This is a genomic window from Ekhidna lutea (genome assembly GCF_900188325.1).
Lineage (GTDB): Bacteria > Bacteroidota > Bacteroidia > Cytophagales > Cyclobacteriaceae > Ekhidna > Ekhidna lutea.
Genome location: NZ_FZPD01000003.1, coordinates 521,488 through 533,329, shown reverse-complemented (window position 1 = coordinate 533,329; position 11,842 = coordinate 521,488). Strand labels below are relative to the sequence as shown.

Below are 11,842 nucleotides of genomic sequence, written 5' to 3'. Positions count from 1 at the left end.
GGGAGCCAGGCCTAAACCTTTGGTATTATGTGCTAATTACTTTAATTCTACTTCAGCACCAGCTTCTTCAAGCTGCTTTTTCAATGCTTCAGCTTCGTCCTTAGCGATTCCTTCTTTCACTGGCTTAGGAGCACCGTCAACAAGCTCTTTTGCTTCTTTAAGGCCTAGTCCAGTAAGTTCTTTCACTAACTTAACGATCGCAAGTTTTGCACCACCTGGAGCTTTAAGGATCACGTCGAATGAAGATTTCTCTTCAGCTCCACCTTCACCATCGCCACCAGCAGCACCAGCAACCATAACAGGTCCAGCAGCTGCAGCAGGCTCAATGCCATACTCGTCTTTAAGGATATTAGCTAGTTCGTTTACCTCTTTAACTGAAAGGTTAACTAATTGCTCTGCAAATTCTTTTAAATCCGCCATTTTATTAAGTGTTAATTCTGTTTAAAAATTTTTAATTCTCTCTTTCTGAAAGTGTTTTAACAATACCAGCAAGCTTGTGCTCTCCACTCTGAAGTAGAGTAAGTACATTCTTAGCAGGTGATTGCAATAGGGTGACGATATCGCCAATAAGCTCTTGCTTAGATTTCAAGCTAGCAAGTGCGCCTAGTTGATCTTCACCAATAAATAAATCCGAGTCTATGGAAGCAGCCTTGAATTTCGGTCTATCGTTAGAATCCGCTTTTTTGAATTCTTTGATAATCTTCGCAGGAGCATTGGCAGTTTCGTTTACGAACATAATGCCAGATGTACCCTTCAACACTTCGTCTAAAGACGAATAATCTCCATCTACATTCTCAAGGGCCTTCTTGATAAGCGTGTTTTTCACAAGCTTATATTCAACTCCTTTATTGAAGCACATTTCTCTAAACTTATTGATCTGAGCTACTGTGAGTCCAGAAGTGTCAGCTATATAGAAATGATCTGTTTCCTTTAACTTTTCAGTAAGGTCACTTATTAGTTGTGCTTTGTCTTGTCGTGTCATAACTATTAAATATTCGCTATGCTACTTTTATCAATTGCTATGCCGCTACTCATCGTTGATGATAGCGTGATCGACCTGAAATATGTTCCCTTCGCAGATGCAGGCTTCAGTTTAGAAACAGTCTGAACCATCTCTAAGACATTGTCCTTGATCTTATCTGCATCGAAGGAAACTTTTCCTACACTCGTATGGATAATTCCAAACTTGTCTACTTTAAAGTCAATCTTACCAGCTTTCACTTCTTTTACTGCCTGTCCGATATCCATTGTCACTGTTCCAGACTTTGGATTAGGCATCAAACCTCTAGGTCCTAGAACCCGTCCGAGTTTACCTACTTGTGCCATCACAGTAGGCATTGTGATAATTACATCAATATCTGTCCATCCTCCTTCGATCTTCTTCACGTAATCATCCAATCCAACATGATCAGCACCAGCATCTTTTGCTTCTTGCTCTTTATCAGGTGTGCATAGCACCAAAACCTTCACGTCTTTTCCTACGCCATGAGGAAGTGACACTACTCCACGGACCATCTGGTCAGCTTTCTTTGGATCTACACCCAAACGGATGTCGATATCTACAGAAGAATCAAATTTTGCAAAAGTGATATCCTTTACAAGCTTTGACGCTTCCTCCAAAGAATACTCTTTCCCAACCTCTAACAGTTCCTGAGCTTTCTTTTGATTTTTTGTAAGCTTTCCCATTACCAAATATTAATTTGCCCAAGGGGCTTTACCTGAAATTTTCACACCCATGCTTCTTGCAGTACCAGCTACCACTCTCATAGCAGCCTCAATATTGAATGCATTCAAATCCGGCATCTTGGTTTCGGCAATTGTTTTTACCTGATCCCATGATACAGAACCTACTTTCACACGGTTTGGCTCGGAAGATCCTTTCTTCAACTTAGCTGCCTCCATTAATAGAGCTGCAGCCGGAGGTGTTTTAATTACAAAGTCAAAAGACTTGTCAGCATATATAGTAACAACAACCGGAAGAAGCTGTCCTGGCTTATCCTGAGTTCTTGCGTTAAATTGCTTACAGAAGTCCATGATATTCAGACCCTTAGCACCAAGCGCAGGTCCTACCGGTGGTGACGGATTAGCCGCACCTCCACGAATCTGTAATTTCAAATAGCCTGTTATTTCTTTAGCCATTTTTTTACCTTATTAATCTTCTTTTTCTACCTGTATATAATTCAATTCGACAGGTGTATTTCTGCCAAAAATCTTAACCGTAACATTAAGCTTCTTACGATCCTCAAATACCTCCTCTACTGTACCCGTGAAGCCACTAAAGGGACCGTCCATCACTTTCACACTTTCACCCACTATGAATGGGGTATCAAGCTTCTCTTCATACTCCTCAACCTCATCTACTTTACCAAGGATTCTATTGACCTCAGCTTGTCTCAAAGGAATTGGATCTTTTGTTGTGCTACTTCCGGTGGATCCTAGAAAGCCGATCACATTCGGAATTAGCTCTTTATTCGTAACCAGGTGCTGTACCTCACCATTGGAGAAGTCTGCTTGGATCAATACATACCCTGGAAAGAAGTTTCTTTCTCTTACTCTTTTTTTGCCGTTACGCATCTCATATACTTTCTCCGAAGGGATAAGTACCTGAGGGATATAGTCTGAAAGCTCCTGACGAACTACCTCGTTCTCAATAGCTTCTTTGACTTTCTTTTCCTTGCCACTAACGGCTCTTACTACGTACCACTTATGCTCCATCCTGTCCCGTACGTATTATAGTTCCTGGTAAATAAATTCCATTAAATTTTCGAAGGCATAGTCTATTGCTCCTATCATCAGTGCAAAGATCAATGACGCTACTAGCACCAAAACGGCGCTGTTTTGCAAATCGCCATATTTTGGCCAAGACACTTTATGTGCCAGCTCATCATATGACTCTTTGAAAAAAGTGATAACTTTAGACATAATTTTCCTTCATTTTAGCACGGGAGGAGGGACTCGAACCCCCAACCAATGGTTTTGGAGACCACTACTCTACCAATTGAGCTACACCCGTAAAAAACAAGCAGTCCCAAAAGGACTGCAAATTTAGAGTAATCAGTTTGTATAAACAAATCCCGACATACTAGTGTATATCGGGATAACTATTTATTAATCAAGAATTTCAGTTACCTGACCAGAACCTACAGTTCGTCCACCTTCTCTAATTGCAAATCGCAATCCTTGCTCTAGCGCAACAGGGCTAATCAAGTTTACTTCTATTGTAACGTTATCACCTGGCATTACCATTTCAACGTTTTCAGGAAGCATGATTTCTCCAGTTACATCTGTAGTTCTCAAGTAGAACTGAGGTCTATACTTGTTGAAGAATGGAGTGTGACGTCCACCTTCTTCTTTTGACAGAACGTAAACCTCTGCTTTGAAGTGAGCGTGAGGAGTTACTGATCCTGGCTTACAGATAATCATTCCTCTCTTAATTTGGTCTTTTTCAATACCTCTTAAAAGAAGACCAACGTTATCACCGGCTTCACCTCTGTCTAGAATCTTACGGAACATCTCTACACCAGTGATTGTAGACTTTAGTCCTTCAGCACCCATTCCGATGATATCAACACCATCGCCCGAGTTGATAACTCCTCTTTCGATTCTACCAGTCGCAACAGTTCCTCGACCTGTAATTGAGAATACGTCCTCAACTGGCATCAAGAAATCTTTGTCTACAGCTCTTTCTGGAAGAGGAATGTGCTCATCTACAGCATCCATCAACTCTTCAATTTTTCCAACCCACTTAGCGTCCCCGTTAAGTCCACCAAGTGCAGAGCCCTGGATTACAGGAATGTCATCACCTGGGAAGTCGTAATCAGAAAGTAGCTCTCTGATTTCCATTTCTACTAGCTCAAGTAGTTCAGGATCATCTACTAAGTCAACTTTGTTCATGAACACAACCAATGCGGGTACACCTACCTGTCTTGAAAGAAGGATGTGCTCTCTTGTTTGTGGCATAGGTCCATCAGTAGCAGCTACCACGATGATAGCTCCGTCCATCTGAGCAGCTCCTGTAACCATGTTCTTTACATAATCCGCGTGACCAGGACAGTCAACATGAGCATAGTGACGTTTTTCAGTCTGATACTCAATGTGTGAACTGTTAATGGTAATTCCTCTTTCTTTTTCCTCAGGGGCATTGTCAATTGCTGAGAAATCGCTAGCTGTAGCGAGTCCTTTACCTGCAAGTACTGCAGAAATTGCTGCCGTTAAAGTTGTTTTACCATGGTCAACGTGTCCGATTGTACCAATATTTACGTGTGGTTTCGAACGATCAAAGGTTTCTTTAGCCATGCTTGATAATCCTCGTTTGTTTAATTTATTGTTATTACTCTATTTTCTAATTCTAATCCTTGAATAAGAGCCAATGAGGGGATTTGAACCCCTGACCTCTTCCTTACCAAGGAAACGCTCTACCCCTGAGCTACATCGGCTAATCACTAAACTCTCTAAGTCCAGCTTTTTGAACCAAAGAGCTCAAAGACTCCCGATTACTCGGAAGATTTGAGCGGGTGACGAGGCTCGAATCGTAGCGACGAACCGCCGCGACCTACAGCTTGGAAGCCGTAATGGAACGAACTGTATGTCTACTAATTGAGCTACACCCACTTTCAATTTTACAATAACGTTCAAATGAAATCTAATGATCTCATCTGATTGCTCAATGTCGAACTTTTTCGACATTTGAGCGGGTGACGAGGCTCGAACCCGCGACCTACAGCTTGGAAGGCTGTCGCTCTACCAACTGAGCTACACCCGCTTAAAAAATGGTGGGGAGAGCAGGATTCGAACCTGCGAAGGAATACACCAACAGATTTACAGTCTGTCCTCGTTGGCCGCTTGAGTATCTCCCCTTTTTAAAACACTTTTAAGAACTACTTTTTCCAGATGCTTTCCAGAAAAAGGATTGCAAAAGTATATGGTTTTTTGGACTAATCAAATTTCATTTTTAGATAAAAAGTCTATTGCAATTCATAATTTTGACAAGCCAAAAAATAAATACCATTTCTATGATTGAAATCAAGGCAGGAGATACTGACAAAATCAAGGTTCAAAATAAAAAAGACGGGGTTTATCTCAACGATAAGCTGTTTGATGGGGAGGTCATAAAAATTGATGATAGCTCTTTCAAAGTTTTTAAATCCAATAAAATTTTTCGAGTAGATGTGGTAGAAAGAGTGGGAAAAGAAATGAAACTTAAAGTAAATGACCACTTAATCGAAGTTTCAATCACTGACCACATTGATCAAATACTAGATAAACTGGGAATGAATATAGCTGCAAGTGCCGCAGTAAAAGACGTGAAAGCACCTATGCCCGGATCCATCTTAAATATAATTGTAGCCCAAGGTGATGAAGTAAAGGAGGGGGATCAACTTTTAGTCTTAGAGGCTATGAAAATGGAGAATGTAATTAAGTCACCCGGGGAAGGTAAAGTCGCGAAAGTTCATATCGCAGAAAAGGAAAACGTGGAAAAAAATCAAGTCCTTATTTCTTTCGAGTAATTCCGAATACAATAAATATATATTTGCACGATTTCATCAAACATCTAAAACCCTCATTATAGTAAAGGCATGACCTACAAAAGAATACTACTCAAGCTAAGCGGAGAAGCCCTGATGGGAGAGAAGCAACACGGGATTGATTCAAAGCGATTGACCCAATATGCGGAAGACATAAAGAAGGTAGTAAATGAAGGGATTGAAGTAGCGGTGGTTATTGGGGGAGGAAATATATTTAGAGGTGTAGAAGCTGAAGCTTCCGGGATCGATCGTGTGCAGGGTGACTATATGGGTATGCTTGCTACGGTCATCAATGCCATGGCCCTACAAAGCATGTTTGAAAAACAGGGGATGTACACACGGCTGATGTCCGGATTGAAAATGGAGCAGGTATGCGAGCCATTTATAAGAAGACGAGCGATCAGACACCTGGAAAAAGGGAGGGTAGTCATTTTTGGAGCTGGAATTGGCAATCCATATTTCACAACAGATTCGACAGCCAGTCTTAGAGCCATTGAAATAGAAGCTGATGTAGTCTTGAAAGGAACTCGTGTGGATGGTGTGTATTCGGAAGACCCTGAGAAAAACCCTGATGCCGAACGATTTTCTAACATTTCCTTTCAGGAAGCCTATGAGAAAAATCTGAACATTATGGACATGACAGCTTTTACCCTCTGCCAGGAAAACAATCTCCCAATTATAGTATTTGACATGAATACCCCAGGCAACCTGCAGAAAATTGTGGCCGGAGAAGAAGTAGGAACACTTATTCAATAGAAAAATTATAATTTTCACTCATGGAAGAAATAGAAATATATCTTGACACTGCGAAAGAGATGATGGAAGGGGCGGTTTCTCATACGATTACTGAGTTTTCTAAAATTCGAGCTGGGAAAGCAATGCCAAGCATGCTGGACGGAGTAGAGGTAGAATACTATGGCACAATGACTCCATTGAATCAGGTGGCTGGAGTAACTACCCCTGACGCAAGAACTCTGAGCGTAAAACCATGGGAGAAAACGATGCTTCAGGAAATAGAGCGTGCAATCATTAACAGTAATCTCGGATTCAACCCGCAGAATGATGGTGAACAAATTCGCATAAACATACCTCCTCTTACTGAAGAAAGAAGACTTCAACTTATGAAGCAAGTGAAGGCTGAAGCTGAAAAAGGAAAAATCAGTATTCGAAATGCACGAAAGGATACTAATGACTCTCTGAAAAAGTTGGATGGTGTTTCTGAAGATTTGATTAAAGGTGCCGAAGATGATGTACAAAAGCTAACGGACACCTACACAAATAAGATTGACACCTTGGTTGAGAGCAAGGAGAAAGATATTATGACTGTTTAGTCCTGAAAAAAACCTTTACTCCTAATTAATCCTGCTACTGGTTCCGGCACCAGATAATTTATTGACTTTCCTTCCTTGATCAACTTTCGGATGAGTGTGGCTGAGATGTCTACCTCAGGTGCATCAATCATCTGTATACTTTTATGATTGATTAAATCAGTAGGTTTCGCATTTGGTCTTGGATAAACTATTAGACCAAAGTGCTCTAGTATTTTATCGTGATTTTTCCACTTTGGAAATGAGGCCAGGTTGTCCCCTCCTATGATCAAACGGAATGTTTTATCAGGATGCTTTTCCTGAAGGACCGTCAGTGTGTCTATCGTATAGCTTGGGCGCGGCATATTAAACTCTACATCGCTGGAGCGAAACTTATAATCATCGGCAATAGCCGCGTTAACCAAATCTAATCGATCGAATTCGTGGAGTAAATTTTTATTCTTCTTAAATGGATTTTGTGGACTTACAATAAACCACACCTCTTCCACGCTGGTTGTTTCTTTCACCAGATTTGCAATGATCATATGACCTGTATGTATGGGATTGAAAGATCCAAAAAAGAGACCTACCTCCATGTCGCTTATTTTATAAATGCTTTCACAATGCTTTCTGCAGAATCAATGGCGATATCTAAATTATCATTAAGGATTACCTCATCAAAATAAACCTCTTCCTTCATTTCTTCTGCCGCTTTGTTAATGCGCTTTGAAAGCGTTTCTTCACTTTCTGTATTTCGCATTTTCAACCGATCACGTAATACCTCTTCACCTTTAACTTTTACGAATATTGAAAGAGCCTTGCTGCCCAAAATTTTCTTGAGCTTTTTACCTCCTTTTACATCCACATCAAAAATCACATGGTTGCCCTCTTCCCAAAGTCGCTCTACCTCAGAGCGAAGCGTACCATAAAATGTATCGGTATACACTTCCTCCCATTCCAATAATTCTCCATTGGATTGTTTTTGCTTAAACTCTTCGATTGCTAGGAAGTAATAATCTCGACCATCGATTTCTGTTGTGCGCTTTGCGCGTGTCGTGGCTGAAATGGAAAAGCGCAGGTTTGGAATTCTGTCGAGCAGGCTGTGTACGATGGTGGTCTTACCGGCACCTGATGGTGCCGAAAATATGATGGCCTTTCCTTCCATCACGCGAAATTAAACCCGAAAGATTCGGGGGGCAATTATTCTTTGTGGAACATTCTGAAATCAAGGTTTTTTCTTTCAGGAAACAATCTTCCGCCTGATTTCTTCTGCCAAAGCATTTGGCACTTCCTTATTATTAAGCTTACTTTTTAAAAGTTGCCTGATCTGCTTTTCTACATTGTAATGAGCAAAGCAAACCATACATTTCTCGATGTGTCCGTAAAAAAACTCTTCCTGATTGGGGGTGGCTTCATTATCCAACATCAGGTTTAATATCCTCAGGCACTTATCAAAATCACTGCAACCACAATCGGGACAATCTGACATTTCTTAGCATGTTGTTTTTGGTGTTCGAGTATGAAATGGAAAGATCAGGAAAAAAGTTCCTAAATCAATTGTACCCCATAGACATTGCATAAGAACCTAACTTTTCTCTAAGCAAGTTTCTTGCTCTGTGTAATCTTGACCGAACGGTACCAATGGGAATGTCCAAGATTTTCGCCATTTCTTCATAGGTGAACCCTTCAAGATCACACAAGATTACTACCGTTCTGAAATCGACTGCCAAGGAGTTCAGCGCATTGCTGATTTCATCTCCAATCATGTCCTTGGTTGTTTCAAGGCGCAAATCAACAGTTGCTGTACTAGGTGTATCTTCAGAGTTGTAGAATTGCTCTACTTCCTGATAATCTACCTTAGCAGGTTGCTTACTCTTTTTCCTGTAATCATTGATGAAGCTATTCTTTAGGATTCTGTACAACCATGCTTTAGCATTGGTTCCTTCCTGAAAAGAATTGATAAAGCGAAACGCTTTCATGTATGTGTCCTGAACTAGATCTTTTGCATCATCCTCATCGAAGGTGAGACGGTAAGCAAAATTGTACATTGAATCTACGTGAGGCATAAATTCCCCATCGAAGACTCGCACTTTTTTAGCTTCAGAATATGTTCTTTTAACTGGAGTATCTACTTGATTGGTCATTTCTCTTCACATTTTATGTGTATGTACATCAATATACGTGCCTGATTTAGATTAGTTCTAAATAAGTTCAAACTTTTTTGAATCTCTATTTAAGCAACTCTTAAACCAACGAATTGTTATATATCTGACAATCTTATGGTTTAAAACGAGCTTGTTTAGGTTAAAAACCACCAAAACCCTGCCATTCAAAGAAACCTGCCATAACGGCGTGTATTAGGGGTGGAAACAAAAAAAGGATTCTCCTTTTAGGAAGAATCCTTTCAATAATATGATTTAAAAATCATTAGTATCTGTAATACTCAGGTTTGAAAGGTCCTTCAGCCTCCACACCTATGTAATCAGCCTGATCTTTTGAAAGCGTATCCAATTCAACGCCAATCTTGGCCAAATGCAAAGCCGCTACTTTTTCATCCAAGTGTTTTGGAAGCATGTAAACTGCGTTATCATACTTCTCGTGGTTTTGCCACAACTCTAGTTGAGCTAAAGTCTGGTTTGTGAAAGAGTTGGACATTACAAATGATGGGTGACCAGTTGCACAGCCAAGGTTTACCAATCGACCTTCGGCCAGGACAATTATGTCATTTCCGTTCACATTGTATAGATCAACCTGAGGTTTGATTTCCACATGCGTGTTTCCGTGGTTTTTCTTCAGCCACGCCATGTCAATTTCGTTATCGAAGTGACCAATATTACAAACGATTGCTTTGTCCTTCATTTTTTCGAAGTGCTCACCTCTGATAATGTCTTTATTACCGGTAGCAGTAACTACAATGTCTGCTCTTGAAACTGAATCAGACATTTTCTTTACTTCGTATCCATCCATAGCAGCCTGAAGTGCGCAGATTGGATCAATTTCAGTAACGATCACACGTACACCCGCACCTCTGAGTGAGGCAGCAGAACCTTTTCCAACATCGCCATATCCAGCAACAACAGCTACTTTTCCAGCAAGCATCACGTCAGTTGCTCTCCTAATCGCATCTACTAGCGACTCTTTACAGCCGTATTTGTTGTCAAATTTTGACTTGGTTACCGAGTCATTCACGTTGATAGCAGGCATTGGAAGTGTGCCATTCTTCATTCGCTCGTATAATCTATGAACTCCTGTAGTAGTCTCTTCCGAAAGTCCTCTAATATCTTTTACAAGTTCTGGATATCTATCCAAAACCATATTTGTCAGGTCTCCCCCATCATCAAGAATCATGTTTAATGGTTTGCCATCTTCAAAAGCGAATAGCGTTTGCTCGATGCACCAATCAAACTCCTCATCATTCATGCCTTTCCATGCATATACCGGAACACCAGATTTAGCTATAGCTGCTGCAGCGTGATCCTGTGTTGAGAAAATATTACATGAGGACCATGTCACATCCGCTCCAAGCTCGACAAGTGTTTCAATCAAAACAGCAGTCTGGATGGTCATGTGAAGACATCCAGCAATTCTTGCACCGGCCAAAGGCTTGTCTTTTCCATATTCTTCTCGCAATGCCATCAATCCGGGCATCTCCGCTTCTGCAAGTTCAATTTCCTTTCTCCCCCAGTCTGCAAGGGCAATGTCTTTTACTTTAAATTTTTCTGTCGTAACGCTCATTATTTATCTAGTTTCAGAATTGATTCTTTTTTTGAAGTGCAAAGATATAACCATCATTGATCATAAAGGTTCATGAACCTGAACAAGGGTGTATTAATTGATAAATTCGACTTCCTTAAGACCAAAGTATTGCAATTTTCCATCAACATTTATAGCGAGGTTTCCATGCTGATTGATACCCACTATTTCTCCTTTAAATGTACCCGCAACTCCTTTAAATGCATGAAGCTCTCCCCTCCACATTAACAGGTCATGGTAGCTTTCAAGAATAACTTCATAATTACTTCCCTTTAATTTTAAATACCATTTTTCTAATTGCGCAACTACCAACTCCATTAACTTAAACCGATCATGGTGTTTTCCACTTTCTAGCGAAAGAGATGTTGCACCGTGCATATTGAACCCACTCTGATTAACATTTAATCCAATCCCTATTACTGCCGATTCCAATGAAGTCCCTCGCAAATTACTTTCTATTAGTATCCCTGCAATCTTTCTATCATTAACGTAAACATCATTTGGCCATTTCAATTCTACTTTTCCCTCTAGAACTTCCCCTAGTACATCCACAATCGCTAAACCTGTTATCAGGTTAAGATAAAATTGTTTCGTTGGGCTTAGAAATTTGGGGCGCAGCAGGATCGACATCAACACATTTTTACCAAGCTCATCAAACCAAACATTACCACGCTGGCCTCTACCTTTTAGCTGATGATCCGTATAAATCACAGAACCTTCCTGCACCACGGAATTTTTTACCAATAAGAGTAGTTCATCATTAGTAGAGTGACATTGTGGCAGGAAATCCACTTTTTTACCTAAGAATAAGGGTTTGGCAAAGATTTTATGCAATAGAATTAATGTAAATTTGCGGCAAAATTAATTCGAATCTATTAGTGAATCAGCAGGTAAGTAAAGACGTCAGTTCTGAAATATTGAGTGAATGGGTTGTAGACGGGATGTTAGACAAAAAAGGCATAGACGTTGTTGTGATGGATCTGCGAGACGTAAAGCACGCAATTGCAGACTATTTTGTAATATGCAGCGGAAATTCTGACACACAAATTGATGCAATCTCAGACTCCATTGAAGAACAGATACATAAACAATCGAAGCAAAACCCATGGAAACGTGAAGGACAGCAAAACAAAGAGTGGATATTGCTGGATTATGTAGACGTGGTGGCACATATTTTTAATAAAGAAAAAAGAAGATTTTACGGATTGGAGGAACTGTGGGGAGATGCGAAAATTACTCGCATTGAAGAGAACTAAT

General features: G+C 40.3%; 17 protein-coding genes and 4 tRNA genes. 4 read left to right on the top strand and 17 right to left on the bottom strand.

All coding sequences use genetic code 11. The annotated features are described in order from the left end of the window. Window positions 1–36 precede the first annotated feature (36 nt). From rplL to CHB71_RS10075, 11 genes are all read right to left on the bottom strand, one after another. Complete coding sequence (rplL, locus tag CHB71_RS10125) at window positions 37–420, bottom strand: 50S ribosomal protein L7/L12 (RefSeq protein ID WP_089356790.1); 384 nt, start codon at window positions 418–420, stop codon at window positions 37–39. Between the two features lie 31 nt (window positions 421–451). Then, a complete protein-coding gene (gene rplJ / locus CHB71_RS10120) occupies window positions 452–982 on the bottom strand; it encodes a 50S ribosomal protein L10 (RefSeq protein ID WP_089356789.1) in 531 nt (176 codons plus the stop codon). 5 nt (window positions 983–987) lie between these two features. Continuing rightward, window positions 988–1,686: a 50S ribosomal protein L1 gene (gene rplA, locus CHB71_RS10115; RefSeq protein ID WP_089356788.1), complete on the bottom strand. Its 699-nt coding sequence runs from the start codon at window positions 1,684–1,686 to the stop codon at window positions 988–990. A 9-nt stretch (window positions 1,687–1,695) separates the two neighbouring features. Beyond that, complete coding sequence (gene rplK, locus CHB71_RS10110; protein WP_089356787.1) at window positions 1,696–2,139, bottom strand: 50S ribosomal protein L11; 444 nt, start codon at window positions 2,137–2,139, stop codon at window positions 1,696–1,698. Window positions 2,140–2,151: 12 nt separating this feature from the next. Continuing rightward, complete coding sequence (gene nusG / locus CHB71_RS10105) at window positions 2,152–2,715, bottom strand: transcription termination/antitermination protein NusG (RefSeq protein ID WP_089356786.1); 564 nt, start codon at window positions 2,713–2,715, stop codon at window positions 2,152–2,154. Between the two features lie 15 nt (window positions 2,716–2,730). Beyond that, complete coding sequence (gene secE / locus CHB71_RS10100) at window positions 2,731–2,922, bottom strand: preprotein translocase subunit SecE (protein ID WP_089356785.1); 192 nt, start codon at window positions 2,920–2,922, stop codon at window positions 2,731–2,733. 18 nt (window positions 2,923–2,940) lie between these two features. After that, a tRNA-Trp gene (locus CHB71_RS10095) sits at window positions 2,941–3,013 on the bottom strand. A gap of 95 nt (window positions 3,014–3,108) precedes the next feature. Then, the gene (gene tuf, locus CHB71_RS10090) at window positions 3,109–4,296 is read right to left on the bottom strand and encodes an elongation factor Tu (protein WP_089356784.1); all 1,188 of its coding nucleotides are present in this window, start codon (window positions 4,294–4,296) and stop codon (window positions 3,109–3,111) included. A 68-nt stretch (window positions 4,297–4,364) separates the two neighbouring features. Next, window positions 4,365–4,436 (bottom strand) — tRNA-Thr (locus CHB71_RS10085). A 253-nt stretch (window positions 4,437–4,689) separates the two neighbouring features. After that, window positions 4,690–4,762 (bottom strand) — tRNA-Gly (locus CHB71_RS10080). 8 nt (window positions 4,763–4,770) lie between these two features. Next, a tRNA-Tyr gene (locus tag CHB71_RS10075) sits at window positions 4,771–4,856 on the bottom strand. A gap of 156 nt (window positions 4,857–5,012) precedes the next feature. On the opposite strand from CHB71_RS10075, the gene CHB71_RS10070 reads away from it, so the two are divergent. The 3 genes from CHB71_RS10070 to frr all read left to right on the top strand — a co-directional run bounded on the left by CHB71_RS10070 (window position 5,013) and on the right by frr (window position 6,856). Continuing rightward, window positions 5,013–5,507, top strand: a complete 495-nt coding sequence (locus CHB71_RS10070; RefSeq protein ID WP_089356783.1) for an acetyl-CoA carboxylase biotin carboxyl carrier protein subunit — start codon at window positions 5,013–5,015, stop codon at window positions 5,505–5,507. 69 nt (window positions 5,508–5,576) lie between these two features. Then, on the top strand, window positions 5,577–6,281 hold the full coding sequence (gene pyrH, locus CHB71_RS10065) for a UMP kinase (protein WP_089356782.1): 705 nt from the start codon (window positions 5,577–5,579) through the stop codon (window positions 6,279–6,281). A 20-nt stretch (window positions 6,282–6,301) separates the two neighbouring features. Beyond that, window positions 6,302–6,856, top strand: coding sequence for a ribosome recycling factor (frr, locus tag CHB71_RS10060; RefSeq protein WP_089356781.1), 555 nt, complete (start codon window positions 6,302–6,304; stop codon window positions 6,854–6,856). On the opposite strand, the gene nadD is transcribed toward frr, so the two are convergent. The 6 genes from nadD to CHB71_RS10030 all read right to left on the bottom strand — a co-directional run bounded on the left by nadD (window position 6,853) and on the right by CHB71_RS10030 (window position 11,419). Beyond that, a complete protein-coding gene (nadD, locus tag CHB71_RS10055; protein WP_089356780.1) occupies window positions 6,853–7,428 on the bottom strand; it encodes a nicotinate (nicotinamide) nucleotide adenylyltransferase in 576 nt (191 codons plus the stop codon). The two genes, frr and nadD, sit on opposite strands and share 4 nt — an antisense overlap. A 5-nt stretch (window positions 7,429–7,433) precedes the next feature. After that, the gene (gene gmk / locus CHB71_RS10050; protein ID WP_089356779.1) at window positions 7,434–7,997 is read right to left on the bottom strand and encodes a guanylate kinase; all 564 of its coding nucleotides are present in this window, start codon (window positions 7,995–7,997) and stop codon (window positions 7,434–7,436) included. A 75-nt stretch (window positions 7,998–8,072) separates the two neighbouring features. Further along, a complete protein-coding gene (locus tag CHB71_RS10045) occupies window positions 8,073–8,321 on the bottom strand; it encodes an anti-sigma factor (RefSeq protein WP_144017387.1) in 249 nt (82 codons plus the stop codon). Window positions 8,322–8,385: 64 nt separating this feature from the next. Further along, entirely contained in the window at window positions 8,386–8,976 is a 591-nt protein-coding gene (locus tag CHB71_RS10040) for a sigma-70 family RNA polymerase sigma factor (RefSeq protein ID WP_089356777.1), read from the bottom strand. A 283-nt stretch (window positions 8,977–9,259) separates the two neighbouring features. Then, window positions 9,260–10,567 carry an adenosylhomocysteinase gene (gene ahcY, locus CHB71_RS10035; RefSeq protein ID WP_179213372.1) on the bottom strand — a complete coding sequence of 436 codons (1,308 nt, stop codon included), beginning with the start codon at window positions 10,565–10,567 and terminating at the stop codon, window positions 9,260–9,262. A 93-nt stretch (window positions 10,568–10,660) separates the two neighbouring features. Next, complete coding sequence (locus CHB71_RS10030; protein WP_221406700.1) at window positions 10,661–11,419, bottom strand: biotin--[acetyl-CoA-carboxylase] ligase; 759 nt, start codon at window positions 11,417–11,419, stop codon at window positions 10,661–10,663. A 44-nt stretch (window positions 11,420–11,463) separates the two neighbouring features. Between CHB71_RS10030 and rsfS the strand changes: the two genes are divergently transcribed. Next, window positions 11,464–11,841: a ribosome silencing factor gene (gene rsfS, locus CHB71_RS10025; RefSeq protein ID WP_089356774.1), complete on the top strand. Its 378-nt coding sequence runs from the start codon at window positions 11,464–11,466 to the stop codon at window positions 11,839–11,841. Window position 11,842 lies beyond the last annotated feature (1 nt).

Excerpts from the sequence above, each read along its gene's own strand:
- rplL (WP_089356790.1), bottom strand. The coding sequence starts at position 420 with ATGGCGGATTTAAAAGAATTTGCAGAGCAATTAGTTAACCTTTCAGTT.
- rplJ (WP_089356789.1), bottom strand. The coding sequence starts at position 982 with ATGACACGACAAGACAAAGCACAACTAATAAGTGACCTTACTGAAAAG.
- rplA (WP_089356788.1), bottom strand. The coding sequence starts at position 1,686 with ATGGGAAAGCTTACAAAAAATCAAAAGAAAGCTCAGGAACTGTTAGAG.
- rplK (WP_089356787.1), bottom strand. The coding sequence starts at position 2,139 with ATGGCTAAAGAAATAACAGGCTATTTGAAATTACAGATTCGTGGAGGT.
- nusG (WP_089356786.1), bottom strand. The coding sequence starts at position 2,715 with ATGGAGCATAAGTGGTACGTAGTAAGAGCCGTTAGTGGCAAGGAAAAG.
- secE (WP_089356785.1), bottom strand. The coding sequence starts at position 2,922 with ATGTCTAAAGTTATCACTTTTTTCAAAGAGTCATATGATGAGCTGGCA.
- tuf (WP_089356784.1), bottom strand. The coding sequence starts at position 4,296 with ATGGCTAAAGAAACCTTTGATCGTTCGAAACCACACGTAAATATTGGT.
- CHB71_RS10070 (WP_089356783.1), top strand. The coding sequence starts at position 5,013 with ATGATTGAAATCAAGGCAGGAGATACTGACAAAATCAAGGTTCAAAAT.
- pyrH (WP_089356782.1), top strand. The coding sequence starts at position 5,577 with ATGACCTACAAAAGAATACTACTCAAGCTAAGCGGAGAAGCCCTGATG.
- frr (WP_089356781.1), top strand. The coding sequence starts at position 6,302 with ATGGAAGAAATAGAAATATATCTTGACACTGCGAAAGAGATGATGGAA.
- nadD (WP_089356780.1), bottom strand. The coding sequence starts at position 7,428 with ATGGAGGTAGGTCTCTTTTTTGGATCTTTCAATCCCATACATACAGGT.
- gmk (WP_089356779.1), bottom strand. The coding sequence starts at position 7,997 with ATGGAAGGAAAGGCCATCATATTTTCGGCACCATCAGGTGCCGGTAAG.
- CHB71_RS10045 (WP_144017387.1), bottom strand. The coding sequence starts at position 8,321 with ATGTCAGATTGTCCCGATTGTGGTTGCAGTGATTTTGATAAGTGCCTG.
- CHB71_RS10040 (WP_089356777.1), bottom strand. The coding sequence starts at position 8,976 with ATGACCAATCAAGTAGATACTCCAGTTAAAAGAACATATTCTGAAGCT.
- ahcY (WP_179213372.1), bottom strand. The coding sequence starts at position 10,567 with ATGAGCGTTACGACAGAAAAATTTAAAGTAAAAGACATTGCCCTTGCA.